This is a genomic window from Lentzea sp. NPDC036955 (assembly GCF_055608005.1).
In genome coordinates this window covers 88,471-114,729 of record NZ_JBVJRC010000016.1, presented here as the reverse complement: position 1 = coordinate 114,729, position 26,259 = coordinate 88,471, and the positions used below count along the sequence as shown (strand labels likewise).

Here is a 26,259-nt window from a genome sequence, read left to right as displayed (position 1 = left end):
GAGGACTGTGGTGAAGCTGCTCGTGACGGGCGGGGCCGGCTACGTCGGCAGCGTCTGCGCTGCGCGCCTGCTCGAAGCTGGGCACGAGGTGGTCGTGCTCGACGACCTCTCCACCGGCCACGAGGACGCCGTTCCCGCGGGTGCGCGCTTCGTGCGGGGTGACATCGCCGAGGTGATCGGCGACGTCCTCGCCGAGGGCTTCGACGGTGTGCTGCACTTCGCCGCGAAGTCCCTCGTCGGTGAGTCCATGCAGGACCCCGGGAAGTACTGGACGGGCAACGTCCTCACCGCGGTTCGCCTGCTCACCGCGATGAAGGAGCATGGCACGCCGAAGCTCGTCTTCTCCTCGACTGCCGCGACGTACGGCGAGCCGCGGGAGGTGCCGATCCCCGAGACCGCGCCCACGCAGCCCACCAACACCTACGGCGCCACCAAGCTGGCCATCGACCACGCGATCACGTCGTACGCCGCCGCCCACGGGCTGGCCGCGACGAGCCTGCGGTACTTCAACGTCGCCGGCGCCTACGGCAGCATCGGCGAGCGGCACGCGACCGAGACCCACCTGATCCCGCTCGTGCTGCAGGTCGCGCTCGGTCAGCGGGAGCACATCTCGATCTACGGCGAGGACTGGCCGACCGAGGACGGCACCTGCGTCCGCGACTACATCCACGTCACGGACCTCGCCGACGCCCACCTCCTGGCGCTCGACCACGCTACTGCCGGCGAGCACCGGATCTACAACCTCGGCAATGGCACGGGCTTCTCGGTGAAGCAGGTCATCGACACGTGTCGCGAGGTCACCGGCCACCCGATCCCCGCGGTCGTCGCGCCGCGGCGTGCGGGGGACCCTGCTGTTCTCGTCGCCTCCGCCGAGCGGGCCCGCACCGAGCTCGGGTGGAAGCCCGAGCGCGCCGACCTCGCCGGCATCGTCCGCGACGCGTGGGAGTTCACCCGCGCCCGACACGGAGCCTGAGCCACGATGACCGATTTCGCCTCTTTCGAGAGCTACAACTCCACCCCGCGGCTCGCGTCGCTCGCGCTGTCCCCGGACGGCACGCGGCTCGTCACCGTCGTCTCCTCGCTCGCGCCGGACGGCAAGACCTGGCAGGGCGCCCTCTGGGAGGTCGACCCCACCGGCGAGCGGGACGCCACCCGCCTCACCTACTCCACGAAGAGCGACGCCGCGCCGGTCTTCGCGCCGGATGGTTCGCTGCTGTTCCTGTCGAAGCGCCCGGACCCGCTCACGAAGCCGGACGAGGCCAAGGACAAGACGGCGCTGTGGCGGTTGCCGGTCCGCGGTGAGGCCGCCGAGGTGCTGCGGCCCGGCGGCGGGGTCGGCCAGGTGCGTGTCGCGGGCGAGACGCTGCTGCTGACGTCGTACGCGCACCGCCTCGCGGAGTTCGGCGGCGAAGACGACGCCAAGCGCAAGGCCCGCGAGGACGCCGGCGTGACGGCGATCCTGCACGAGTCCTACCCGATCCGGTACTGGGACTCCGACCTCGGCCCCAGCTACCCGCGACTGTTCTCGGTCCCGCTGGACAGCCCGGCTGCCGAGCACGTCACCGCCCTCAGCGACGACTCCGAGAGCAGGCTGAGCGATGAGGACATCGCGCTCAGCCCCGACGGCAGGTGGGCCGTCCACGGGTACGCCGTCGACGTCAGCGCCGCCTACGGCCGCCGGACCGAGCTGCGGCTCGTCGCCACCGACGGCAGCTCCTCGCGGGTCATCGCCTCCGAAGAAGGCTTCTCGTTCTTCGACGCCGCGTTCACCCACGACTCCTCGGCCGTGATCGCCATCCGGTTCCGCGAGTCCACCGCGGACGCGCCGTACCGCAGCAGCCTGGTGCGCATCGACCTGGCCGACGACTCGATCACGCCACTGGCGCCGGACTTCCAGGAAGAACCGGCGCACCCGGTGGTGAGCCCCGACTCCTCGGCCGTCTTCTTCGTCGCGAGCCACCTCGGGCACCAGCCGGTGTGGCGGCTCGACCTCGCCACGGGCGAGGTCACGAAGCTGACGCTCTCGGGTTACTACAGCGACGTGGTCGTGAGCCCGGACGGCGAGACGCTGTACGCACTGCGCAACTCGGTCGACCACCCGCCACAGCCCGTGCGGTTCGCCAGCACCGGAGCTGACCAGGACCCGGTGCGGCTGCCCGCCCCCGGTGCCCTGACCTCGGTGCCCGGCAGGCTCACCGAGGTCTCCACCGTCGTGGCCGACGGCAGGACCGTCCGCGCCTGGCTGGTGCTGCCCGACGGTGCCTCCGCCGACTCCCCCGCCCCGCTGCTGCTCTGGGTCCACGGTGGACCTGTGATGAGCTGGAACGGCTGGACGTGGCGCTGGAACCCGTGGCTCATGGCCGCCCGCGGCTACGCCGTCCTGCTGCCCGATCCCGCGCTGTCCACGGGGTACGGGCCCGACTTCATCGCGGCCGGCTGGGGTCGCTGGGGCGCCGAGCCCTACACCGACCTCATGGCCATCACCGACGTGACCGTCGAGCGGCCCGAGATCGACGGCTCGCGCACCGCCGCCATGGGCGGGTCCTTCGGCGGTTACATGGCCAACTGGATCGCCACCCAGACCGACCGGTTCCGCGCGATCGTCACCCACGCCTCGCTGTGGCACCTCGACGCGTTCTCCGGCGCCACCGACGACTCGTACTTCTGGATGCGGGAGATGGGCGACCCCATCACCCGGCCCGAGCGGGTCCTCGCCAACTCCCCGCACCTGCGGGTCGCCGACATCAAGACGCCGATGCTCGTCATCCACGGGGACAAGGACTACCGGGTCCCCATCGGCGAGGGGCAGCGGCTGTACTTCGACCTGGTCCGGCACGGCGTCACCGCGAAGTACCTTTACTTTCCTACGGAAAACCACTGGATTCTCACCCCCGGGAACTCTCGGGTCTGGTACGAGACGGTGTGGGCGTTCCTGGCCGAGCACGTCCTCGATCAGGAGTGGGAGCGGCCGGAGCTGCTCTGAGTTCCCGCGGAGAGCAGCTTGCGGGCGTTCAGGACGGCCTTGTCCGCCAGTGTTTTGAGCTCTTCGGGAGGCAGCGCGGCGCTCAGTGCGCCGCGCAACAGCCGCGCCAGCGCGTGGCCGAAGCAGGCTTCTTCGGCCACGTCGAGCGCGACCGACGCGAGTCCGCCGTCGCCGCGGTGGTAGGCGAAGAACGCCAGGAGACACGCGGGTTCCGCGCGTTCCGGTGACGGGCAGGACCTCGTGAGGTCGAGCCACAGCCGTTCGGCCGCCCTGGCGTTGTTCTGCACCGCGTACGACAGGCAGGCGTCACGCACCTCCGGGTGCGCCAGGGCTCTGCTCAACGCGACGATCTCCACATCGGGCAACGGTCCCTTGCGCTGGTTCGAGGCGTCGATCGCGGCACGCACGCGACGGAGTTCCGCTGCCGGCTCAGGCGGTTCCTCGGTGTTCATGAGCTCGTCGAGCAGCACGGACCTGCGTTCGCGGGCCTCCACCGAGTCGAGCGTGACCACCGCTGCCAGCGCGGCGCGCGACTCGAACGTCACGTTGCCGTCGCTCGCGCACGCCGCGGCCACCGCGGACACCTGCGGGTCCGGCAACCGCCCGTGGCAGTCGAGGTCGAAGTAGCAGTACCACGGTGCGTCCTTCTCGCACGCGTGCAGCCACACGGCTTCGAGGACATCGATGCCGTGCCCGCCGAGGCTGTTCGCAAGTGCGGTGATCAGCGGCTCGTGCGGAAGCTCCTCCGGCATGTGCTCAGAGGGTGCACTGATGACCGCGAGGATCACGCCCTCCGCGCCTTGCTCCAGGAGCGGCATTTCCAGCTGGGCCACCAGAAGCCCTCTATGTCGCGGGCGGGGCAGGTCGACGCGCATGGTCATGGAGACCGCGCCGTCCCTCAGGACCAGCACGACGAGCGACTCCGTCGGGTGGAAACCCATCAGGTGCGGGATGGCCGCGTAGAGGTCGCCGGGGGCGCGGAGGCGGATCGGTTTGGGGAGGGTTGTGGGCATGGTGCCACTGTGACGGGTGGCTGGGCTGTGGGCCTTCGCTGATGTGGAAGCTGTGGATTACTCGTGAGTTGTGGACAGGTTGAGATCTTGGGGCGCTCGGGTTCGGGAGTGAGTGCTATCGTGCCGCGCTTCAGCCCTCACGAGACCGAAGCGCGGCACCACAGCTCAGAACGTCTGGAACAACGCGCGCCAGCCGCCGACAACCGGCAGTTCGACCGAGGTCCTGGCGAGGTCCAGCGAGAGGCCGGCCCCCGGCTTCGGGCGCAGCGTGTAGTCGTAGTCGCTGGAGATCAGCACGAACTCGAGCCGGTGCCCGGCCTGCAGGACGTAGTCGTCCGGCACGATCGGCACATCGACGTCGTAGAACTTGCCCGGTTTGACCGGCGAGGTCTTGTCGGGGCGTTCGCGGTTCTGCGGGTCGGTCCAGCCGCGAGTGATGACGTGCGACCTGCCGTCCGGAGCGCGGTCGACGAGCAGCGTCGTGACGTTGGCGGCGGGACGGTCGAACGCGACCCGCAGGTGCGCGGTCGACTTGCCGGACAAGCGCAACGGCTTCTGCGTCGGCTCGGTCGCGTAGGACAGGCGGTTCGGCGAGGTGGCCTGGTCGATCAACGACTCGGCCGTCTTCGTCGCGTCGTCGGTCAGGTTCTCCACGCCGTGGCCGGGTCGCAGGCCGAGGCCGCCCTTGGCCGGTCCGCCCGCGGACAGCCGCAGCCGCACGTCGGACGTGCCGGGTGCCGGCCAGTCCTTCTCGTCGACCCACGTCTTGTCCTCGCGCTGGATCGTCGCGCGCGGCTCCTTGTCGATGCCGTTGCGGTGGCCCCACAGGTACTGGGTGAACCAGCGGTTGAGGGTGCGGCGCCACTCGACCGAGCGGAGCGTGTCGGCATCGGTGTGGCCGGACTGGTGCAGCCAGATCTTGTGCGGCACACCGACCTTCTTCAGCGCCGAGTACCACTGCTCGACGTGCGTCATCTTGACGTTCCAGTCGTTGAGCCCGTGGACGGCGAGGACGGCCGCACGCACCTTGTGGACGTCGTTGAGGTAGTTGCGCTTGTCCCAGAACCGGCTGTAGTCGCCGGTGATGCGGTCCTGGTCCTTGGCGATCTCGGCGATGATCGGCTTGCAGATCTCGCGGTCCGCGCGGGTGTAGACGTAGTCCGCGAGCACGTCGGCGTCCTCGCCCTGGAACGTGCCGGGGGCGACGACGGCGCCGTCCGCGCGGTAGTAGTCGTACCAGCTGGAGATCGCGGCGATCGGCACGATCGCTTCGAGGCCGCGGACGCCGGTGGAGGCGACGGCGTTGGGCAGCGTTCCGTTGTAGGAAACGCCCATCATGCCGGTTTTACCGGTCGACCACGTCGCCTTGATCGCCTCGCCCGTGGCGGTGCGTGCGGACGCACGGCCGTTGAGCCAGTCGACGACGACACGCGCGCCGATCGTCTCGTTGACATCGCCCGTCGTCGGGCACCCCGTGGACTTGCCGGTGCCGAGCGACTCGGCATACACGACGGCGTAGCCGCGTGAGATGAAGTAGGACTCGTAACGGCCCGACGTGATCGGGTTAGGGCCGAGGGCTGCGGTGACGCGTTCGTCGGAGGAGGCCTTGAGTAGCCGGCCATTGCGCTTGTCGGGGACGTACAGCTCGACGTCGACGTTGTGGTTGGGAACGTCGTTGCCGCCGGAGAAGTACGGGCTGACCATGTAGACGACGGGGACCTTGAGCCCTCGTTCGGTGGCGCGCGGCCGGACTACCTCGGTGTAGACCTCGTCGTCCTTGCCGTCGCGGTCGCTGTCGACCGGTGCTCGGACCCAGAGGCTCTCCTTGACCACGTCCTTCGGGTCGAAGACGGGTTGCGCCTCGCCGTCCTTGAACACCGGCCCCTCGGCAGCGGTGGCCGTGGCGGGCAGGAACGGCAGAACTAGCACCGCGGTCAGCAGTGCGACTCTTCGTGCGCCCCTCACGAGGCACCCCCAATGCGAAGCCGGGGACAGGGATTCGCCCTGCACCCTTCCCCGTGACTGCAAGACATGTCACCCGTCGAACGGCTCTTGACCTGAGAGCATGGACCGTGCCCATTTCCGACTTCGTCCACGCGTTGCCGAAGGCCGAGCTGCACGTCCACCTCGTGGGCGCGGCTTCCGTCGACACCGTCCTCGCGCTCGCCCGCAACTACCCGGGCGGTCCGGTTCCGACCGACGAGGCCGAGCTGCGGAAGTTCTACGAGTTCACGGACTTCCGGCACTTCATCACCGTGTACGGCATCGTCAACGACCTCGTCACGACCGGTGAGGACGTTCGCACACTGGTCGTCGGGTACGCACGTGACGCTGCGCGGACCAACGTCCGGTACGCGGAAGTCACCGTGAGTGCGACAAGTCACCTGCGGGCCGGCATCGCGCCCGACGAACTCGTCGAAGCGTTGGCCGCAGGACGGGCTGAGGCGTTGGAGCTGCACGGCGTGACATTGCAGTGGATCTTCGACGTGCCCGGCATCTGGGATCGGGACTGGGGCATGACGAGTGCGCGGTTCGCCACCGAGCACCGGCCGGAGGGGCTGGTCGGGTTCGGGCTCGGCGGGTTCGAGGCGGACTCGCCGCGGACGAGGTTCCGCGAGGCGTTCGCGATGGCGCGTGATGCCGGGCTGCACATGATGCCGCATGCCGGCGAGACGATGCCGCCCAGCGAGATCTGGGCCGCGGTGCGGGACCTGCGTGCCGAGCGGATCGGGCACGGCGTCAGCGCGGTGCAGGACCCGGAGCTGCTGCGGTACCTCGCCGGCGAGGGCGTCGTGTTGGAGGTGTGCCCGACGTCGAACATCCGGACCGGCGCAGTCGCGTCGCTGGACGAGCACCCGTTGCCGCGGCTGGTGGAGGCCGGGGTGCCGGTGACGGTCAGCACCGACGACCCCGGCATGTTCCACACCGACCTCGACCGCGAGTACCTGGTGTGCCACGAGCGGTTCGGGTTCGGGCGCGATGAGCTCGCGGAGCTGGCGCGAGCGGGAGTTCGGGCGTCGTTCGCGCCGGATGCGTTGAAGAAACAGCTGTTGAAGGAGATCGACGCCGTATGAACGCCGTGAACGTGGTGACGACCGTGGACTCCGCTGAGGCGGCGGAGTCGTTGGCGAGAGGGGTCGTCGAGGCACGGCTGGGCGCGTGTGTGCAGATCGTGCCGATCCGCAGCGTCTACCGGTGGGACGGTGAGGTGCGCGTAGACGACGAGTGGCAGTGCGTCGTGAAGACGTCTGCCGCTCGCGTCGACGAGCTGGTCGCGCACATCAAGGACCAGCACAGCTATGACGTGCCGGAGGTCGTCGTCACCCCCGTCGTCGGGGGCAACGACGATTACCTCCGCTGGGTCTCAGAGGAGACCTCGTAGGTGACGCGGGAGCGGCTCGGTGTGCAGGACGCCGAGTCGTTGCGTCGCCCTCGTCAACGCCACGTACAGCTCGCTCGGGGTCATGAGCTGCGGTTCGACGACGATGACGACGTCGAACTCCAGCCCCTTGGACGATCTCGGCGACATCCAGCCGTCGCCGATGACGGCGATCGTGCGGCCGGGCAGAGCTTCGGCGTGTGCGTCGAGCTCGTCGCGGACCGCCGCCGAGATGTCGGTGACGCGGCGGGCCCAGGGGCGGACGCCGGTGCTGCGCACTGACGTCGGTGCGGCGGCGTCGGGGTCGACGAGCTTCAGCACCGGGGTGGCGACGGCCATGATCTCGCCGGGAGTGCGGTAGTTGACCTCCAGCCTGCGGTAGGTGAAGCGGTCGAACACCGAGCCCCAGCTGCGGGCGCCGCCTGCGGCTTGGCGTTGCGCCAGGTCGCCGACGACGGTCATCGACCTGTTGGGGCAACGGCGGAGCAGGACGCGCCAGTCCATTGCGGACAGCTCCTGTGCCTCGTCGACGACGACGTGGCCGTAGGTCCAGGTGCGGTCGTCGGCAGCTCGTTCGGCGAGAGTGCGGTGGTCGCGTGCCTCGTGCCGGTACGCGAGCGTCTCGGCGTTGACGAAGTCGGTGACGATGTACTCGTCGTCGTCGGCGCGTTCATCGATCGACAGCACGTCCATGACACCGCGGGCGTAGGCAAGTCCTTCCTCTTCCTCCCGCCGCGCCTGGCGTTCGGCTGAGCCGTCCGAGCCGAGCAGATCGGCGAGCTCGTCGAGCAGCGGCACATCGGACACCGTCCACGCGTCGGCGGCTTCGCGGTACAGCTCAGGTGCGCCGATCCGGTAGCACCGGCCCGCGTACAGGTCGGCGAGCAGCTGCTCGGGTGTGAGCTCCGGCCACAACCGGTCGACGGCGTCGCGCAATGCCGTGCTGTGGCGCAGCTCGTGCCGCACGTCCTCCTCGATCTCGGGCCAGTCGACGCCGATCAGCTTCATCGCCGGGGCGACGAGCTCTTCGGCGAGAGCGAGGAAGAAGTACTTGCGCGCCGCGTTGTGCGGTAGCTCGTAGTACCGCGTCTTCTCGCGTGCGACGGCGGCGACGTGCGCGTCGAGGGGGACGACGACGTCTTCGAGCTCGATTTCGATGGGCTCGTCGGGAAGCTCCTGCCGGTCGGCCACGGCGACGGCCAGCAGGTCCAGCACTGATATGTGGCCTTTGAGGCGTTGCAACAACGGGGTGTCCTCGACGTCGGTGACCACTCCGGGGTAGAGCTCGCCGGGTGTTGCGAACACGACGTCGGTCTCCCCCAGCGATGGCAGCACGTCGCTGACGTAGTGCAGGAAACCGGTGTTCGGTCCGACTATCAGGACGCCGTGACGGGAAAGGCGCTCGCGGCGCGTGTACAGCAGGTACGCGACGCGGTGCAGCGCGACCGCGGTCTTGCCCGTGCCGGGGCCGCCTTCGATCACCAGCACGCCGGGGCCGGAGTAACGGATGATCTCGTCCTGCTCGGCCTGGATGGTCGAGACGATGTCGCGCATCGTCGCGGTCCGCGGCGCGTTGAGGGCGTCGAGCAATGCGGTCGCGTCGGCCAGCAGCTCGTCGTCGTGGAAATCGCGCAGCTCCCGGTCGCGGACGCGGAAGTGGCGGCGCAACACGAGGCCTTCCGGATTCGCGGCGGTCGCGGTGTAGAATGGCCGTGCCGCCGGCGCGCGCCAGTCCAGCAATAGCGGCTGGAACTCGTCGTCGAACAGGCCGACGCGCCCGATGTAGGTGCTTTCGCCGTTCTCTGAGTCGATCCGGCCGAAGCACAGACCGTCCTCCGCTGCGCGGTACTTGCCAATCTGCCTGGTCAGCACCTGGACGCTGGCTTCACGGTCCAGCCGTCCGGTGTGGGTGTCCCGCAGGGCGGCCGCGAGATCGGCGGCCGCTTTGTTCCGTTCCTGGTCGAGCTTTTCATACAGAGAGGTGATCCGTGCCTGTTCGCTCGCCAACACCTTGCCCCCTGTGATACAATAAATCTATCTTTCCGGAATATTCATTCCGAAACCCCAAAGCCATTCTTTGTAGCACAGATTTGGCGTGCGCGGGAACCCCTTCGGGACTTACTTTCAACGCCATGCGTGGGCGGTCCAAGCTGCGGTAACTGCCGCCGTCGTCGTAAGCGGCCCAAGGATCTTGCTGATGCCTGTGCAGCGTTGGTTGTACGGTGCGTACTGCGGGAGAAATGTCGCCGGTGCGGAGTGGTGGGCATGAAGCTGGTTGTTCTCGGTGGCGGTGGGTTCCGCGTGCCGCTCGTATATCGCGCTTTGCTCGCCGACCGGTCCCCCGGCCGCGTCACCGAGGTCGTGCTGCACGACGTCGACGCCTCCAGGCTCGTGGCGATCAGCGGCGTTCTCGCCGAGCTCGCCGCCGATGTGCCGGATGCTCCCGTGGTGACGACGTCGACGGATCTCGACGAGGCGGTGCGTGGGGCGGACTTCGTGTTCTCGGCGATCCGCGTGGGCGGGCTCGACGGACGCGCGGCCGACGAGAGCGTCGCGGCCGGGCGCGGGGTGCTCGGGCAGGAGACGGTCGGGGCCGGCGGTGTGGCGTACGGGTTGCGCACTGTGCCGGTCGCGCTCGACATCGCACGTCGTATCTCGGTGCACGCGCCGGACGCGTGGGTCATCAACTTCACCAACCCCGCCGGCATGGTCACCGAAGCGATGGCCACCCATCTCGGCCACCGGGTCATCGGCATCTGCGACTCCCCCGTCGGGCTCGGCCGGCGGGTCGCCCGCGCGGTCGGCGCGGACCTCGACGACGCGTGGCTCGACTACGCCGGGCTCAACCACCTCGGCTGGCTGCGGGGTGTGCACGTGCGCGGGCGGGACGTGCTGCCGGATCTGCTGGCCGACACTGAGCAGCTGGAGTCGTTCGAGGAAGGCAAGCTCTTCGGGGCGGAGTGGCTGCGGACGCTGGGCGCGATTCCGAACGAATACCTGCACTACTACTACTTCACCCGCGAGGCGGTGGAGTCCGGTGCGTCGCGTGGGGCGTTCCTGCTGGAGCAGCAGAAGCAGTTCTATGCGGCGCCGTCGTTGGCGAGCTGGGACCGGACGCGTCTGGAGCGTGAGCAGACGTACATGGCGGAGACTCGTGACGAGGAGCGGGACAGCAAGGACCTCGACGGTGGCGGGTACGAGCAGGTCGCGCTCGCGTTGATGCACGCCATCGCGGCGGACAAGCGGACGACGTTGATCCTCAACGTGCCGAACAGGACGACGCTGTCGTGCCTGGACGCCGATGCGATCGTCGAGGTTCCGAGCTTGGTCGACGCCAACGGCGCGCGGCCTGTGGCGGTCAGCCAGCTGCCGGACGAGGGCGTCGGGCTCGTCACCGCGCTCAAGGTCGTCGAGCGCGCGACGATCAAGGCGGCTATTACCGGGGAGCGCGCGCATGCCGTGAAGGCGCTGGCGCTGCATCCGCTGGTTGATTCCGTCAACGTTGCTCGGCGGATTGTGGACGCCCACCCGTTGCTGTCCGGGGCGTTCGGAGTACGCGGCGACTGATGTACCGGTGGCCGTTGCCGCACGGTGCCGGCGGCTTAACTACGCTCGTCGGCAAATGGACACCACCACTTCTCGCCGCGTGCCGCTCGTGATGGGCATCGCCGTGCTCGTGCTGCTGCTGGACCAGGCCACGAAGTTCTGGGCCGAGAACGCGCTGACCGGGCGCGCGCCCATCCCGGTGCTCGGGGAGTTCCTGCAGCTCAGGCTTCTCTACAACCCCGGTGCCGCGTTCTCGATCGGCGCGGGGTCGACGTGGGTCTTCACCATCGTCGCCGCCGTGGCCGTCGTGTTCCTGACGCGGTACGGGCTGCAGCCGCAGACCCGGCTGCGGGCGGTCGCACTGGCGTTGATGCTGGGCGGCGCGACGACGCACCTGCTCGACCGGTTGTTCCGGCCGCCGGGTTTCGCGCGCGGGCACGTCGTCGACTTCATCGACTACAACGGCTGGTTCGTCGGCAACGTCGCGGACATCGCGCTTGTCTGCGGTGCGATCCTGCTCGTGCTGCTCAGCTTCCAGCCGCAGAAGCAGCCTGCCGAGTGAGTGCGTCGGCGCGGCGGGTCGTCTCAGGCAGCCGGTAGCGCGGGGCCAGGCGGAGCACCTCGGCGCACGCGCGGTCCAGGTCGATCTTGTGACCGACCGACACGAACACCGGCTTCACACCGTCCTGCGTGCGCAGTGCGCGGCCGACGACCTCGTCGCCGTCGGCGCCGTCCATGACGAGGTCGCTCGTCGAGCCGCGCTTGTCGCCGGGTGGGTCGAACCTGCCCATCGGGTTCTTGGCCACGCCGATGCTCGGGATGCCGGTGTGCACGCCGAGGTGGCAGGCGAGACCGAACCGGCGCGGGTGGGCGACGCCCTGGCCGTCCGCGACCAGCAGGTCGGGGGTGACGGTGAGCTGGTCGAGGGCGCGTAGCAGCACCGGCATCTCGCGGAACGCGAAGAGCCCGGGGATGTACGGGAAGTCTGTGGTGTCCTCGACGACGACCTCATCGAGGACGGCCAGCGTCTTTGCATCGAACACCACGCAGACGCCGACAACCGAGTCGTTGCAAAGGCCGGTGTCGCGGTAGCCGACGTCGAGGCCGGCGACGGTGTCGATGTGCAGGTCGGGGGCGCTGGTGGTGATCACCTGGTTGCGCAGGTGTTCTTGCAGCGCGATGGCGTCGTCAACCGTTCTGGGCCATTCCACGGGCGACAGTGTGCCGTGACGTGTCGTAGTGGGCGGCGAGGAGGTCGGCGCCGAAGTCACCGGAGTGGCGGCGCCACACGGTGTGGATGTGGTTGGCCTCGTTGGCCGTGTTGTCGTATTCGATGAGCAGCTCGGGACCTTGGACGCGGTAGTAGTGGCCTTCGCCGCGGCGTAGCGAGCCTTCCCACGAGAAGTGCAGGCGGTCGGGGTCGAGGGCGGCGAACTCGTCGTCGGCGAGCTCGAACGCGAGCCGGTCCAGGTAGAGGCGGACGATGTCGACGAGCAGCTCGCCCGCCTGTTTGCCGAGCTGTGCGGGTGTCACGCCGACGGGGTCGGACGGCGTGATGCGCGGGGCGTTGCCGGTGCGGATGTCGTGCGGGGCGGTGTCCGAGACGACGGCCAGGCCGCGGGCGGTCGGGCCCATCCGGTCGAGCAGCTCGCGGGCCAGTTCCTCCTCCAGCCGCAGCGGCTGGCTGACGACGCGGCCTCGGTAGGTGACGCGGGACGGGTTCGCGCCGAGGAAGAACGGGGTCGCCGAGACGCGGCCGTCGGCGACGATGACGTTCACGGACAGGTGGTGCCCCTCGACTCGCCACCCCCACGGTTCGTCGCCGCCGGGCGTGCCGAAGAGCACCGTCCAGTAGTCGCCGCTGTGCCGGTCGCGGTGGCCGCCCTCGCGGTGGTCGAGCACGTCTTCCAAAGCCATCACCGCCGCGACTTGTGCGTAGGCGTGTGGGCTCAGCACGGTCGCGAGCATGCCGTGAACGGCTTTGCGCTGATCACGTCGTAGCCCGCCGAACACGAGGCCGGGGCGGTCGCCGGGGGTGTAGGCCCAGCGGTGCCTGAGGTCGTCGTCGGTGATCGCGCGGACAGCTCGGTCGCGCTGGTCGTCGGCGAGCAAACCAATGTATTGGCGCGTGGCGTCAGCGACGTCGTGCAGCATCACTCGAACTTATAGGCCGCGCAGCTCGTTGCGCTTCCGATGACGTCGGAGTTCGTGTCACCGGGTGAGCACCGGGGCCTGCTTTCGTTCGATCCGGCGGGTCAGCGGTAGCAGCACCAGCGGGACCAGGACGGCGGCGGCCAGCGAGACGACGTTGCCGATCTGGTCAGCCAACGGCATGTGCCCGAGGTGAAGCAGGTGGAAGGTCATGTGCGGCACCGCGAACACCAGGTAACCGACCAGGACGGCCTGGGTCAGCGCGCGTTCGGGTGTCACCGCCGCGAACACCAGCATCACGCACAACGCGAGGTTCAGTGAGCCGAAGTCGCGCAGCAGGTGTTCGTTGAACGGCGCGGTTGGGTGCTGGAAGCGATCCTCGGCGTGCTCGTGGAGCCGGGGGCCGGCAGCGGGGCAATCACCTGAGGGCGCCGGCGGTACCGCGCGTCACGTTGCGCAGCTCCGGCTGGCCGGAGAGCGCCGAGCGGCTCGACAAGGTCGACGCGACTTGGAACAGCATCCTCGCGTGCTCAAGCAGCTCGTTGAGACCGCGCAAACGTGAAAACCGCTTTTGCAATGAGTCTTTGGACGTCGTCGTCCAAAGACTCATTGCTAAGCAGCAGGTGAGGGCGGGGTGGTGAAGGTGATATATCGGTCGCGAGCTAAGCGTGGCAGGTGATGGGGCCGCCGTGGAGGATGGTCATGTCCTGCCAGACGCGGAGCAGTTCGAGGCGTTCGGAGAGCGGTTTGCCGTCGAGCTCGTGGTAGGCGCGGTGGAGGTTGCCGACGAGTCGTTCGGATTCCTGCCACGACGAGAAGCGGGACGGGCCCGCGTCTTGGACGACCTGCAGAGGGGCGCGGCCGGCGGCGTGACCGGTGGCGGCGAGCTCGGACAGGTACGTCGTGTAGGCGACGAGGTCGTCGAGGACGCGGGTGATGTCGGCGCCGCGCAGCAGCGGGCCGTGGCCGGGCACGATGACCTCGGCGTCGAACGCGCGCAGAAACTCCAGGGCCGACAGGTAGCCGCTGATGCTGCCCTCCGCGAGGAACGGCTGGCCGCCCGCGAACACCAGGTCACCGGTGAACAGCACGCGCTCGGCGGGCAGCCACACGACGGTGTCGCCGCGGGTGTGGGCGGGACCGGGGTGGTGCAGCTCGACGACGCGGTCGCCGAGGTGCAGCGTCAGGGACGCGGTGTAGGTGAGCGACGGCGGGCGCACTTCGAGGTGGCCGTAGTCCGGGCCGGTCAGCACCTGCGCTGCGAGCAGGCCAGCGGAGAGCACCTCTTCGCGGCAGGCGTCGTGGGCGACGATCACCGTCGACGAAGGGACCAGCCAGTTGCCGAACGTGTGGTCGCCGTGGTGGTGGGTGTTCACGACGTAGCTGGGTGCGGCGTCGGACACCGTAGCCACCGAGGCGAGCAACGCGCGGTTGCGGGCCTCGGTGGACGTGGTGTCGACGAGCAGCAGCGTGCCGTCGGAGCCGACGACGACACCGGTGTTGTTGATCATCCAGGACCCGTCGGGCTGGACGTAGGCGTGGACGGACGGCGCGACCTCGACCAGTTCGGGCTTGCCGGGAGAAGGCTTCACCCGGCTGAGCCTAGTGAGGGCCGAGCCCGGTGAGGTCAGCCCTGGGCGATGTAGGCCTGGAGCTGGTCCTGGCTCTGTTCCAGCTGTCCGATGCGGCTCTTCACGACGTCGCCGATGGACACGATGCCGACCAGTTCCCCTTCTGCCACAACGGGAACGTGGCGGAACCGCCGTTCGGTCATCACGACGGTCAGACTGTCCACTGTGTCCGAAGGCGTGCACGTGAAGACCTCGGCGGTCATGATCGACGACACCGGTGAGGTCAGCAGCCCGGCACCGGTTTCGTGCAGCCGGCGCACGACGTCGCGTTCCGACACGATGCCCACGACACCGGACGGGCCGACGACCACGATGGCGCCGACGTTGTGCTCCGCGAGTGTTCTGAGGAGATCGGACACCGATGCGTCCGGGGCGATGGTCGCGACCGCCGAGCCCTTGGTCCGCAACACGTCAGCGATCCTCATGAGGCGCCTCCGATCCTGTCGGTCCGGTAGCACCTCAGGCTAGAGCGGATCCGGACAGAACGGGAGATCGTCCCACGAAGGGAGCAGGGGGACACGAGCAACGCGCGTCCCCCTGCCGTGGCCGCACCGGTTCGGGCGTCGGCTACGCGGATCCGCGGCGACGGGCGGCGAACTGGCGCGGCGGGACCACCGGAACCCGTTGCTGGGGCAACGCGAACCGGGTGTTCTGCTCGGCCGGCTGCTGGCCGCGCTTCTGGGCGCGGCGAGCGGCTCGGTTCGAGGGCGGGGTGGCAGCAGGCATGCGAAAGCCTCCTCTGTGACGAGGGCGTGCAAGGGCACGGCGGAAACGACAGCCGTGGAAAGGACCCGCGAGAAGGGTCACCAAGAGCACACGCGGCAGCGGCGGAAGCGCTGCGGGGCTTCTCAGATGATGAGCATGACGGCAACGGTAGCGGCGCCGACCGGCGCCGCCAACCGATTTATCCGCGGGCGCGTGCGGCGGCCGCTCCGGCCCCCAACATCACCAGGACAACCGTGACGATCGCCCACTTGCGGGACTTGGTCATCGGCGTGGTCTTCGGGTCGAGCGGGAGCTCCGCACGGGATTGCGGTTCCCGCCGCGCCGCGCGTACCGGGACCGGCTGCGGCGAGGGTGCAGGTGCGGATGGCACCACCGCGGTGGGCGGGACGGCGGGGGCGACCGGTGCGGCCGGAACCGGGGCGGGCGTCGACACCCGGGGCGGCACAACGGGAACAGGTGCGGGCGCCGGTGGGACGTCCGGCTTCGGCGTGGGCGGCACCACCCGCGGTGGCATCGGCGCGGGCAGGCACCCGGCGCCGTCGATCAGGCCGAACGGCTGGTCGGTGGACAGCTCCACGGCGGCGCCGTCCGCGATCCGGTAGACGCGGCTGCGACCTTTGTAGCCGTTGTTCACCGCGTAGATCGTGCCCGCCGAGTCGATCGCGACGGCACCGTAGGTCGACTTGCCGGGCAGCCCCGCCACCTCGGCCCGCCGCACCGACCGCCCCGACACCGGGTCGAACGTCACGACCTCGCCCGGTCCGTGGCCCGCCGCCGAGACCCCGGTCAGCCCGCCGCCGGGTTCGGGGGTGAAGTCGTCCAGCGCGAGCGCCGGCCAGTCCAGCGCCACCGACCGCACGATCCGCAGGTAGGACGCGCTCGCCGGGTCGATGTCGATCGCGTGCAACCGGGCGTTGTCGCGCACGTAGAACGTCGTCCCCACGACCGCGCCCGCGGACACGTCGTCGGTGCGGAACCACGGCGCCACGACCGGTCCGAGATCGTTGACCACGCCTTTGGTGTCGATGAGCACGACGTGCGTGGGATGCATCCAGGTGTGGTGGCCCTTCGAGGTGAGACCGACCAAGCGGCCCAGCACGGAGGAATAACCCAACGCATTCACCGAGTAGTCGATTCGCGCTACCGGGGTCACCCCACCGGATGACACGTCGAGCCGCGTGAGCGTCGACCACCCACCACGGTGAACCGCGCGGACCTGGAACGCGTCGCACGCCACCGGTGCGGCTTGGGCAACAGCGCTGGTGAGCGGGGTGGAAAGCGCGAGAAGAGCGGTGACGCCACCCAGGGCGAACGCATTCCTGCTCCACCGGAATGGAGCAGCTTGATACGACAACCGGGTAATTCTGCTGTTGCCGCGCATTCCCACCTGACCATTGCTCGTGACCGGACCGCGCTGTACCGGCCACAGTAGACCGTGGTCTAATCCCACACCAGAAAGGGGCCGAATTGAGTATTTACGTGTCCGGTCTGCTCTGGGTTCTCGGCGCGGCCGTGGTCTCGTCCGTCATCGTCGTCTTCACGCGCCGGTTCAACTCGGAGGAGGTCGGCGAGAAGAACCTCGCTGTCGGCGGCTCGGTGTTCAGCATCGTCGCCGGCCTGCACGCGGTGCTGACCGCGTTCATCCTCATCTCCCTGTTCGACGCGGCCAACGCCGCCGAGGAGCAGGTGCAGAAGGAGGCCAACGCGCTGGTCGCCGTCACCTGGTCGACCGGCTCGCTGCCCGAGCCGGCGAAGTCCCGCGTCGACCAGCTGGTCCGCAGCTACGTGCAGACCGTCGTCGACGAGGAGTGGCCGAAGATGCGCGAGGGCGAGAACGTCGACGGCAAGGGCTGGAACACCCTCAACCAGCTGCGGGACACCATCGCGGCGACCGCGCCGGACGGCGGCTGGCAGGAGGACCGCAAGACCGAGGCCGCGAACCAGCTGTGGGAGGTCTACCAGGCCCGCCAGGAGCGCGTCGACGCGGCCGACGGCGGCGTCAACCCCGTCGTCTGGCTCGCGCTGCTCATCGGCACCGGCCTGTCGCTGCTGTTCCCGTACCTGTTCGGTGGCCCGAACCTGGTGTCACAGCTGCTCATCACGGTCACGCTGAGCTCGACGCTGGTGCTGCTGCTGTTCGCGATACATCAGTTGCAGAACCCGTTCAGCGGCGGTGTGCAGATCTCACCGGACGCGTTCACCTCGACACTCGACCGGCTCAGCTGACGACTACCGCGACTCGGCCGTTCCGCCCGCTTCCTCGATCTCCACGGACAGCACCTCACCGTCGATGACGCTCGGCAACGGGTGCTCGCGGTCCGTCTGGGTGAAATAGCGGTTCGCGAACGCGCCGACCGCCCTGGTGGAAGCGGCGTCGACGCCACCGCCGATGACGCCGCCCAGGACCGGAACGCCCTTCACGACGACCGAACCGAGCTTTTTTGTACCGTATTTCGTGATGAGCGCCGAGGCGGCCTTCTTCGTGAACTGCTTGATGCCGACCTTTTTGAACAGTTCGGTTCCGGCATTGCCGAGCAGGCACAGCAGGATGGCCGTCTGCACTTCCTCGCTGTCCACGTCGTGGCCGCGCAAAGACGCGATCGACGCGATGAGGTGCGTCTGGATCACGTACGCGGCCGCGACGTTGGACGGCAGCGAGATCGGCAACGTGATCAGACCGCCGAGGTTCGTGATGAACCCCTGCGCACCGGCCAGCGCCACGTGCGTGCGGATCAGGTGCCGGACCGCGGCGGTCTCGTCGCCCTTCTTCGCCAGGGCGTCGGTCGCGGCTTCGCGAGCGCTCTTGAACGGGCCGAACCCGTCCACACCGGCGCGCAGCAGGTAGTCGGCGATGCCCTGCTGAGCCTTGCTCAGCTCACCCTTGGAGTCGGCCACGACCCCGAGATTACGCGTCCGGGCGCCGCGGCGACGTGTCAACGGCCGGTAGCAGCGTTGTTCGTCGCCCTCAGCCTGGCGTGGTCACCGCGCCGGTGCTGCCGTCGACCGTGATGCGGTCACCGGTCCTGATCCGCGTCACGGCCTCGCGCACACCGACCACGGCGGGGATGCCGTACTCGCGGGCCACGACGGCGCCGTGCGAGTTCGCGCCGCCCATCTCCATCACGAGCCCGCCTGCGGTGAGGAACAACGGTGTCCAGCCGGGGTCCGTCGACGGCGCCACGAGGATCTCGCCGGGTTCGAGGTGTGCGCCGACGGGGTCCATCACGACGCGCGCGACTCCGGTGACGGTGCCCGCCGACGCCGGTGTGCCGACGAGGTCACCTTCCACCGCGGTGCCGTGGTGCACGGCTTCGGCGTCGGTGCCGTCGGAGAGCAGCACGCGCGGGATGTGCCGGCGCCGCATCTCACGGTCGTACACCTCGCGCCGGCGTGCCACGACCTCGCGCAGATCACCCTGCGTGGAACGCAGTTCCTCGAAGTTCAGGAAGAACACGTCGTCGGCGGCCCGGAGCCGGCCCTGCGCCACCAGGTCCTCCCCGGCTCGGGTGATCCGCTCGCGCAGCACACCGAACAGGGTGATCACCAGGTACTTCGGGTGCTCCCGCAGACCGGCGAGCACCCTCGTGCGGCGCAACGCGAAGCGCACGAACCAGCCGCGGCCCCACGAGCGCCGCGCCAGCGTCTCGATCATCGCCTCGGCCTCGGCGGCACCGCGGGCGAACACCGCGTCGGGAGCGGCGTCCGCGTCCTCCAGCAGCAGGAGGTTGCGCACCACGCCGATGACGTGCGCCGGGTCGTCCGACCAGCGCGGCAGTCCCAGGTCGATCTCGGCGACCGCCCGGTGACCCCACTTCGCCAGGAACGCGTCCAGCGCCGCCGGGCGTTCACCGTTGCGGAACTGCCGCAGGGCGGCCGGGTCTCGGCGGATCTCCCGCGCGAGGTCCCACATCGCCAGGTCCATCTCGGTGGTGACGTTGTTCGGCAGGCCGCGCAGCACCGCCTGCAGCTCCCCTGGCCTGACGTCGGCGACCTTGCCGACGAGCCCGAGCAGCGCGAACCCGGCGAGAGCGGTCGGTGCGAGCCGCGGCAGCACCGGGACGACGCACTGCCGCAACGCCTGCTCGACCGTCAGACCGGCGGCCTTCTCCAGGACCTCGCGTTCCAGCGCACGAGCGCCGCGTGCGGCCTTCTCCGGGTCGGCGAGCGCCCTCAGCACGGTCTGCGGCGCGTGGAAGCGGCGGGCGAGCCGGAGAACGCGCCGGAGCGCCGGCATCGGCGAGGAGCTCGTGACGGCGAACCGCGGGTTGTCGAACAGCCCGCGCAGCACCTCCGCCGACCGCGCCTCCATGACCCCGAGCAGCCGGGTGACGAACTCGCGGCCCACCCGGCTGCGCAGCACCTTGGTAACGTCGAAGAAGATGCGCTCACCGGCCTCCACATAGGACTGACTGGCCGGGTCACCGATGACGATCTCGAACGCCGACCCGGCGATCTCCCGGAACACCGCGCGGCCCATCGGCGTGACCGGCCGTTCCAGCCCTTGGGCGAGGCTGAAGCAGAAGTAGGCGTGATCGGCTTTGTTGTTCTCCGGCAACGGGAACAGCGTCGTGATCGGCCGCGCCTGGGTGAGGTGGAGCGCACCGGCGGCGTCGATCGCCCACTCGACGTCCTGCGGGCTGCCGTAGTGCGCCTGCGTCCTGCGGCCCAGCTCGGCGAGCGCGTGGACCTGGTCGTCGGTCAGGCACGGCCCGGCGTCGGCGTCGACCTCGACGTGCTCGGTGCCGCCGCCGGGCAGCGACCTGATGAGGAACCGCTTGTCCCCCGGGCGCCTCTGCACGATCTCGGTGCCGTCGACGACGAAGTGGTCCGGGTTCACCGCCCCGGACACGACCGCCTCGCCCAGGCCGGGGCTCGCGTCGATGACGACCTGGTCGCGCGTGCCGGTGACCGGGTTCGCGGTGAACAGCACGCCGGACACCGCGGACTGCACCATCCGCTGCACCACGACGGCGAGGTAGGTCGTGCGGTGGTCGATGCCGTTCGTCTCGCGGTAGCTGACGGCGCGGCCGGTCCACAGCGAGGCCCAGCACCGGCGCACCGCGTCGACCACGGCGTCCTCACCGACGACGTTGAGGAACGTGTCCTGCTGGCCCGCGAAGCTCGCGAACGGCAGGTCCTCGGCCGTGGCACTGGAACGCACCGCGACCGGGACGTCGTCGCCGAGGCCCCGGTACGCGGCGACGACCGCGTCCCTGATCTCCTGCGGCACCGGGGTTTCCAGCACGGTGCGGCGCGCGTTCTCCGGTGTGGTGCCCGCCGGCGCGCCGGCTCCCGCGACCGCGCGGTACGCGTCCGTGGTGACGCAAAAGCCCTGCGGCACCGGCAGGCCCGCTCGGGTGAGCTCGCCGAGGTTCGCCGCCTTGCCGCCCACGACGGCCGCCATCGTGCCGTCGATCTCCTCGAAGTCCCTGACGAACGCCATCGCAACCCCTCCGCGGTCTGGCCCAGGGGATGACGCTACGAGCACGCGACCAAAAACTCAACACCTGATGAATAAATCACCTCTTCGCGGCGAACTCCCTGATCAGCGCGGCGATCTCGGTCAGCTCCTCCTCCAGCGCGAAGTGGCCGGTGTCGAACAGGCGCCGCTGCGCGTCGGGCAGGTCGCGCAGGTAGGCCCTGGCGCCGGGTTCGAGGAAGAACGGGTCGCCCTGGCCCCACACGATCAGCGTGGGCGGCTGGTGCTCGCGGAAGTACGCCTGCCACTGCGGGTACCGGGCGACGTTGGTGTGGTAGTCGAGGAACAGGTCCACCTGGGGCTGCGGGCGCAGGTCGAGGTGGTGCTGGTCCAGCGTCCAGGTGTCCGGCGAGATCGACTCGGGGTCGCGGGCACCCTCCAGGTAGCCGAACCTCGTGTGCTCCGGCGCGAGCAGGGCGCGCGCGGCCTGCGGGTCACTATTGCCGATGAAGCCCTTGGCGAGGTCGGAAAGGCCGTCCTCGTAGGCGTTGCCGTTCTGGACGACGAGCCCCTTCACCCACTCCGGGTGGCGGGTCGCGACGCGGAAGCCGACCGGTGCGCCGAAGTCGAAGACGTACATGGTGAAACCGGTGGAGTTCAGCGCCTGCAAGAACTTCTCGACGGTGTCGGCGAGGAGGTCGAACGTGTGGTGCCGCTCCCCCGGCACCACGATGTGGCCGGAGCCGGGGTGGTCGGGCGCCACGACGTGGAAGTCGTCCTTCAGCTCCTCGATGAGCCGCGCGTACTGGTGCGACGCGGACGGGAAGCCGTGCAGCAGCAGGAGTTTGGACGCCGCGGGATCGCCCGCCTCCCGGTAGAAGACGGTGATCCGGCTGCCGCAGGGGCTGGCCGAGCAGGGTCTGCCCTGGTCGGAGGCCGTGGTGGAGCTGCGGGGGCAGGTGGAGGCGGCGGTGCTCGCCGCCCGTGACGGCACCGAACCGGACCTGGCGCCGTTGAACGCGGCGTTGCGCGGCGCTCCGGCGTTCGAGGTGCTGTCGTGGTCCGACGGCGTCGTGGTGTCCCGCGAACGCGCCGGGAACGAGGTCGCGCGGGCGCTCGGCCTGCTCGCGGGCGCGGCGGCGGAGCTGCTGGCGTCACCGGTCGTGCGGAAGGTGAAGACGTGCGAGGGGCCGGGCTGCCGGCTGCTGTTCGTGCCCGCGCACCCGCGACGCCGGTGGTGCGACCCCGCGACGTGCGGGAACCGGGTGCGGGTGGCGCGGTACTACCAGCGGCACAAGGACTAGCGCGCCGCCCTGGGCGTGAAGCGGTTCACCGGGACCGCCCGGCGGGGGTGAACAGGAAGCTGTCGCGGAAGTCGCCGTCACCCCGCCTCGTCGCCATCAGCCGCAGCTCCGGCATGAAGTGGAAGAACACCAGGGCACCCGACCGGTCCGGGTAGCCGAGCGTTTTCGGGAACGCCGGGTTCGTGCCGCCGAACCACAGCGGTGGCGCCCCGAACTCCTCTACCACCTCGGTCAGCACGCAGTCGCCCTCCCCGAGCACACCGGGGATCCGGCTGTCGGTGTCGAGCGTCAGCCAGCCCTGCCGGTGCGCGAGGTCGGCGTACACCGACGCCATCACGTCCTCGCTGCGGTACCCGAGCACCTCGTGCACGGCACCGGTCACCATCGCCGCGTTCGCCGCACCGCGCGTCACCAGTGCCTCCAGCTCGGCCTGCCACCGGTCCGTGCGGCTGTCGGCGAACGCCAAGGCGTCGAACAACGTCAGGATCACCGGCTCGCCGCCGTGCATACCCGGCCGCCTGATCGCGGCGTTGAGCTGCTCGGACAGGTAATCGCGCAAGTCGTCGAACGAACGCATCCATCCCCCTGCGACAACACGGAAAGGGACGGCCGGGAGATGGCCGCCCCTTTGCCGTTGTTCTATCAGACGGCCCACATGCGAAACGCAAATGGCTCCACCGACGACAGGATGGTCAACAACCGGGGAGGGCAGATGGACGCCGAGCAGATCGTCGGGCACTGGGCGCCGCTGGAGCGGGTTGCCGTCGACTGGAGCGAAGCCTGCGAACGGTGCTGGCGCTGCGGATACCGGGCCTCGCTGGAACAGTGCCACATCGTGCCGACGTCGCTGGGTGGCACCGATGTGGTGTCGAACCTCGTGCTGCTGTGCGGCCGCTGCCACCGCGAGGCCCCGACGCACACCGATCCGCGCTACCTGTGGCGATGGCTGCGTGCGACGTCAGTGTCCTCGCACGACACTTACTGGACCATCCGCGGGTGGGCGGAGTTCGAGGTCATCTTCGGCCGCAAACCGTTGGAGTGCTTCAAAGAAGCCGCGGTCGACCACGGGACGTTGAACGCGGAGTGCCGCGAGCTGGCGGCTGACGAGTTCGCGAAGACCGTCGTGCAGTTCGGGGAGGGCAGGCTCAACCCGTCGACGATCGCGTGCGTGATCGCGGAGATCGAGAGGAAGCTGGCGGACCGCCACGGCATCGAGCTGCCGTGACGGTCCGCTCACCGCATCAGCTGCAGCCGGAGGTGCTGCCGCAGCCCTCGCACAGGTAGCACGAGCCGGCCGGACGCATCTTCGTGCCACAGGTCATGCACAACGGCGCGTCCGCCGCCTTGCCCAGGTGCAGCTCCAGCAGCTCGGTCGAGCTGCCGACCTGCTTCGGCGCCTCCGCGGGCGCGTCGACCTGGGTCGGCGCCGCCTCGACGGAACCACGCAGGCCCTCGAGGTCCACATCGGACGTCACCGGGGCGCCGTACTCGCCGGCGACCTGCGCCGAACGCTCGTCGGCGGTGAAGATGCCGAGCTGCGCGCGCTTGTCGTACGGCAGGTAGTCGAGCGCCAGGCGGCGGAACAGGTAGTCCAGCACCGAGGTCGCGATGCGCACGTCCGGGTCGTCGGTCATGCCCGCCGGCTCGAAGCGCAGGTTCTGGAACTTCGAGACGTAGAACTCCAGCGGGATGCCGTACTGCAGGCCCACCGAGATCGACATCGAGAACGCGTCCATCACACCGGCCAGCGTGGAGCCCTGCTTGCCGAGCTTGACGAACACCTCGCCGAGACCGTTGTCCGGGTAGGAGCCGGCGGTCAGGTAGCCCTCGGCGCCACCGACGGTGAACGACACGGTCTGCGACGGGCGCTTCTTCGGCAGGCGCTTGCGGACCGGGCGGTACTCGACGACCGTCTCCGTCGCGGCCTTCTTCTCCTCGGTCGCCTTCGCGCCCTTGCCCGCCGACAGCGGCTGGCCGACCTTGCAGTTGTCGCGGTAGATCGCGAGCGCCTTCAGACCGAGCTTCCAGCCCTGGTAGTAGATCCCCTCGACGTCCTCGACGGTCGCCGTCTCCGGCATGTTGACCGTCTTGGAGATCGCGCCGGACAGGAACGGCTGCGTGGCCGCCATCATCCGCACGTGGCCCATGGGCGCGATGGAACGCTCGCCCATGGCGCAGTCGAAGACCTCGTAGTGCTCGCGGCGCAGGCCCGGCGCGTCCACGACGTGGCCGTGCTCGCCGATGAACTCGACGATCGCCTCGATCTGCTCGTCCTGGTAGCCCAGTGCCTTCAGCGCGCGCGGGACCGTCTGGTTGACGATCTGCATCGAGCCGCCGCCGACGAGCTTCTTGAACTTGACCAGCGCCAGGTCGGGCTCGATGCCGGTGGTGTCGCAGTCCATCATCAGGCCGATGGTGCCGGTGGGGGCCAGCACGGACGCCTGGGCGTTGCGCCAGCCGTTCTTCGCGCCGACCTCCAGGGCCTGCTGCCACGCCTCGGTCGCGACCTTGTGCACCGCCGAGTCGTTCGCGTGGTAGGTGCGGATCAGGTCGTTCGCCGCGGCGTGCTTGCGCATGACGCGCTGGTGCGCGGTGGCGTTGCGCTTGTAGCCGTCGTACGCGCCGACGATGCCCGCGAGCTCCGCGGAACGGCGGTAGGACACACCGGTCATCAGCGAGGTGATGGTCGCGGCGAGCGCGCGGCCGCCCTCGGAGTCGTACGCGTGGCCGGTGGCCATCAGCAGCGCGCCGAGGTTGGCGTAGCCGATGCCGAGCTGGCGGAACCTGCGGGTGGTGTCCGCGATCGGCTCGGTCGGGAAGTCCGCGAAGCAGATCGAGATGTCCATCGCGGTGATGATCAGCTCGACGGCCTTGGCGAACGTGACGGCGTCGAACTTGCCGTCGGCGCCGAGGAACTTCATCAGGTTCAGCGAGGCGAGGTTGCAGCTGGAGTTGTCCAGGTGCATGTACTCCGAGCACGGGTTGGACGCGGTGATGCGGCCCGACTCGGGGCAGGTGTGCCAGTCGTTGATCGTGTCGTCGTACTGGATGCCGGGGTCGGCGCACTCCCACGCGGCCTTGGCGAGCTTGCCGAACAGCTCCTTGGCGTCGATGCGCTCGATGACCTCGCCGGTCTGGCGGGCGCGCAGGCCGAAGTCGCCTCCGCTCTCGTAGGCGTGCATGAACTCGTCCGACACGCGGATCGAGTTGTTCGCGTTCTGGTACTGCACCGACACGATGTCCGCGCCACCGAGGTCCATGTCGAACCCGGCGTCGCGCAGCGCGCGGATCTTGTCCTCCTCGCGCGACTTGGTCTCGATGAACTCGACCACGTCGGGGTGGTCGACGTCGAGGACGACCATCTTCGCGGCACGGCGGGTGGCGCCACCGGACTTGATGGTGCCCGCGGACGCGTCGGCGCCGCGCATGAACGACACCGGGCCGGACGCGGTGCCGCCGGAGGACAGCAGCTCCTTGGAGGAGCGGATGCGCGAGAGGTTCAGGCCGGCACCGGAGCCGCCCTTGAAGATCAGGCCCTCCTCGCGGTACCAGTTCAGGATCGACTCCATGGTGTCGTCGACCGCGAGGATGAAGCAGGCGCTGACCTGCTGCGGCGACGACGTGCCGACGTTGAACCACACCGGCGAGTTGAAGCTGAACACCTGGTGCAGCAGCATGTACGTCAGCTCGTGCTCGAAGATCTCCGCGTCCTGCTCGCCCGCGAAGTACCCGTGCTCCTTGCCGGCGCCCACGTAGGTCTTCACCACGCGGTCGATGAGCTGGCGCAGCGACTGCTCGCGCTTCTCGCTGCCGACGGCACCGCGGAAGTACTTGCTGGTGACGATGTTCGTGGCGTTCACCGACCAGAACTCGGGGAACTCGACACCGCGCTGCTCGAAGTTCACCGAGCCGTCACGCCAGTTCGTCATGACGACGTCGCGGCGCTCCCACGTGACCTCGTCATAGGGGTGGCGGCCCTCGGTGGTGTAGACGCGCTGGACCTTCAGCGCGGCAGCAGGCTTGGCAGCCGCCCGTGCGGCTGTCTTCTTGGCTGAGCCGCCGACGGTCTCGGTCACGGTGGATCTCCCTCGTGCTGGTGCTTCAGAA

The 26,259-nt window shown here is 69.4% G+C and carries 24 protein-coding genes; 9 read left to right on the top strand and 15 right to left on the bottom strand.

Going from position 1 to position 26,259, the window contains the following annotated elements:
* Positions 1-10: 10 nt before the first annotated feature.
* Both galE and ACZ7CF_RS39460 read left to right on the top strand, forming a co-directional pair.
* Entirely contained in the window at positions 11-973 is a 963-nt protein-coding gene (gene galE, locus ACZ7CF_RS39465) for a UDP-glucose 4-epimerase GalE (RefSeq protein WP_360398402.1), read from the top strand.
* 6 nt (positions 974-979) lie between these two features.
* Positions 980-2,983, top strand: a complete 2,004-nt coding sequence (locus tag ACZ7CF_RS39460; RefSeq protein ID WP_470372241.1) for a S9 family peptidase — start codon at positions 980-982, stop codon at positions 2,981-2,983.
* Here ACZ7CF_RS39460 and ACZ7CF_RS39455 read toward each other — a convergent pair.
* Positions 2,953-3,996 (bottom strand): DUF4192 domain-containing protein, encoded by a 1,044-nt coding sequence (locus ACZ7CF_RS39455; RefSeq protein ID WP_470372240.1) that lies wholly within the window; start codon positions 3,994-3,996, stop codon positions 2,953-2,955. The two genes, ACZ7CF_RS39460 and ACZ7CF_RS39455, sit on opposite strands and share 31 nt — an antisense overlap.
* 165 nt (positions 3,997-4,161) lie before the next feature.
* On the bottom strand, positions 4,162-5,961 hold the full coding sequence (locus tag ACZ7CF_RS39450) for a Xaa-Pro dipeptidyl-peptidase (RefSeq protein WP_470372239.1): 1,800 nt from the start codon (positions 5,959-5,961) through the stop codon (positions 4,162-4,164).
* Positions 5,962-6,068: 107 nt separating this feature from the next.
* Between ACZ7CF_RS39450 and add the strand changes: the two genes are divergently transcribed.
* Together add and cutA are read left to right on the top strand one after the other, a co-directional pair.
* Positions 6,069-7,070, top strand: a complete 1,002-nt coding sequence (add, locus tag ACZ7CF_RS39445; RefSeq protein ID WP_470372238.1) for an adenosine deaminase — start codon at positions 6,069-6,071, stop codon at positions 7,068-7,070.
* Entirely contained in the window at positions 7,067-7,378 is a 312-nt protein-coding gene (cutA, locus tag ACZ7CF_RS39440) for a divalent-cation tolerance protein CutA (protein WP_470372237.1), read from the top strand. The genes add and cutA overlap by 4 nt, the downstream gene beginning before the upstream one ends.
* On the opposite strand, the gene ACZ7CF_RS39435 is transcribed toward cutA, so the two are convergent.
* Positions 7,361-9,385 (bottom strand): ATP-binding domain-containing protein, encoded by a 2,025-nt coding sequence (locus ACZ7CF_RS39435; protein ID WP_470372236.1) that lies wholly within the window; start codon positions 9,383-9,385, stop codon positions 7,361-7,363. The genes cutA and ACZ7CF_RS39435 overlap by 18 nt on opposite strands.
* A gap of 255 nt (positions 9,386-9,640) precedes the next feature.
* On the opposite strand from ACZ7CF_RS39435, the gene ACZ7CF_RS39430 reads away from it, so the two are divergent.
* Together ACZ7CF_RS39430 and lspA are read left to right on the top strand one after the other, a co-directional pair.
* Positions 9,641-10,942, top strand: a complete 1,302-nt coding sequence (locus ACZ7CF_RS39430; protein WP_470372235.1) for a 6-phospho-beta-glucosidase — start codon at positions 9,641-9,643, stop codon at positions 10,940-10,942.
* Positions 10,943-10,997: 55 nt separating this feature from the next.
* A complete protein-coding gene (gene lspA, locus ACZ7CF_RS39425) occupies positions 10,998-11,483 on the top strand; it encodes a signal peptidase II (protein ID WP_458433710.1) in 486 nt (161 codons plus the stop codon).
* Here lspA and ACZ7CF_RS39420 read toward each other — a convergent pair.
* The 7 genes from ACZ7CF_RS39420 to ACZ7CF_RS39390 form a co-directional block, all read right to left on the bottom strand.
* Positions 11,449-12,132, bottom strand: coding sequence for an endonuclease V (locus ACZ7CF_RS39420; protein WP_360398420.1), 684 nt, complete (start codon positions 12,130-12,132; stop codon positions 11,449-11,451). The two genes, lspA and ACZ7CF_RS39420, sit on opposite strands and share 35 nt — an antisense overlap.
* Entirely contained in the window at positions 12,110-13,075 is a 966-nt protein-coding gene (locus tag ACZ7CF_RS39415) for a DUF3500 domain-containing protein (RefSeq protein ID WP_470372234.1), read from the bottom strand. Before ACZ7CF_RS39415 ends, ACZ7CF_RS39420 begins: the two co-directional genes overlap by 23 nt.
* A 57-nt stretch (positions 13,076-13,132) precedes the next feature.
* Positions 13,133-13,369, bottom strand: a complete 237-nt coding sequence (locus tag ACZ7CF_RS39410) for a hypothetical protein (RefSeq protein ID WP_470372233.1) — start codon at positions 13,367-13,369, stop codon at positions 13,133-13,135.
* Positions 13,370-13,734: 365 nt separating this feature from the next.
* Positions 13,735-14,664, bottom strand: a complete 930-nt coding sequence (locus ACZ7CF_RS39405; protein ID WP_470372232.1) for an MBL fold metallo-hydrolase — start codon at positions 14,662-14,664, stop codon at positions 13,735-13,737.
* 35 nt (positions 14,665-14,699) lie between these two features.
* The gene (locus ACZ7CF_RS39400; RefSeq protein ID WP_470372231.1) at positions 14,700-15,128 is read right to left on the bottom strand and encodes a CBS domain-containing protein; all 429 of its coding nucleotides are present in this window, start codon (positions 15,126-15,128) and stop codon (positions 14,700-14,702) included.
* 142 nt (positions 15,129-15,270) lie between these two features.
* Positions 15,271-15,429: a hypothetical protein gene (locus ACZ7CF_RS39395; RefSeq protein ID WP_360398432.1), complete on the bottom strand. Its 159-nt coding sequence runs from the start codon at positions 15,427-15,429 to the stop codon at positions 15,271-15,273.
* 178 nt (positions 15,430-15,607) lie between these two features.
* Entirely contained in the window at positions 15,608-16,810 is a 1,203-nt protein-coding gene (locus ACZ7CF_RS39390) for a DUF6923 family protein (protein ID WP_470372230.1), read from the bottom strand.
* An 86-nt stretch (positions 16,811-16,896) separates the two neighbouring features.
* Here ACZ7CF_RS39390 and ACZ7CF_RS39385 point away from each other — a divergent pair, with 86 nt between their 5' ends.
* Positions 16,897-17,655 (top strand): bestrophin-like domain, encoded by a 759-nt coding sequence (locus ACZ7CF_RS39385; RefSeq protein WP_360398436.1) that lies wholly within the window; start codon positions 16,897-16,899, stop codon positions 17,653-17,655.
* Positions 17,656-17,658: 3 nt separating this feature from the next.
* On the opposite strand, the gene ACZ7CF_RS39380 is transcribed toward ACZ7CF_RS39385, so the two are convergent.
* From ACZ7CF_RS39380 to ACZ7CF_RS39370, 3 genes are all read right to left on the bottom strand, one after another.
* On the bottom strand, positions 17,659-18,324 hold the full coding sequence (locus ACZ7CF_RS39380; RefSeq protein ID WP_360398438.1) for an EcsC family protein: 666 nt from the start codon (positions 18,322-18,324) through the stop codon (positions 17,659-17,661).
* 70 nt (positions 18,325-18,394) lie between these two features.
* Positions 18,395-20,872 carry a PEP/pyruvate-binding domain-containing protein gene (locus tag ACZ7CF_RS39375; RefSeq protein ID WP_470372229.1) on the bottom strand — a complete coding sequence of 826 codons (2,478 nt, stop codon included), beginning with the start codon at positions 20,870-20,872 and terminating at the stop codon, positions 18,395-18,397.
* A gap of 76 nt (positions 20,873-20,948) precedes the next feature.
* A complete protein-coding gene (locus ACZ7CF_RS39370) occupies positions 20,949-21,842 on the bottom strand; it encodes an alpha/beta fold hydrolase (protein WP_470372228.1) in 894 nt (297 codons plus the stop codon).
* Here ACZ7CF_RS39370 and ACZ7CF_RS39365 point away from each other — a divergent pair.
* On the top strand, positions 21,820-22,152 hold the full coding sequence (locus ACZ7CF_RS39365) for a CGNR zinc finger domain-containing protein (RefSeq protein WP_470372227.1): 333 nt from the start codon (positions 21,820-21,822) through the stop codon (positions 22,150-22,152). The genes ACZ7CF_RS39370 and ACZ7CF_RS39365 overlap by 23 nt on opposite strands.
* Before the next feature lie 25 nt (positions 22,153-22,177).
* Here ACZ7CF_RS39365 and ACZ7CF_RS39360 read toward each other — a convergent pair whose 3' ends face one another.
* Positions 22,178-22,729: a hypothetical protein gene (locus ACZ7CF_RS39360; protein WP_470372226.1), complete on the bottom strand. Its 552-nt coding sequence runs from the start codon at positions 22,727-22,729 to the stop codon at positions 22,178-22,180.
* Between the two features lie 135 nt (positions 22,730-22,864).
* Between ACZ7CF_RS39360 and ACZ7CF_RS39355 the strand changes: the two genes are divergently transcribed.
* Positions 22,865-23,377, top strand: a complete 513-nt coding sequence (locus tag ACZ7CF_RS39355; RefSeq protein WP_360398448.1) for an HNH endonuclease — start codon at positions 22,865-22,867, stop codon at positions 23,375-23,377.
* Between the two features lie 16 nt (positions 23,378-23,393).
* On the opposite strand, the gene ACZ7CF_RS39350 is transcribed toward ACZ7CF_RS39355, so the two are convergent.
* Entirely contained in the window at positions 23,394-26,228 is a 2,835-nt protein-coding gene (locus ACZ7CF_RS39350) for a vitamin B12-dependent ribonucleotide reductase (RefSeq protein ID WP_470372225.1), read from the bottom strand.
* Positions 26,229-26,259: the final 31 nt, after the last annotated feature.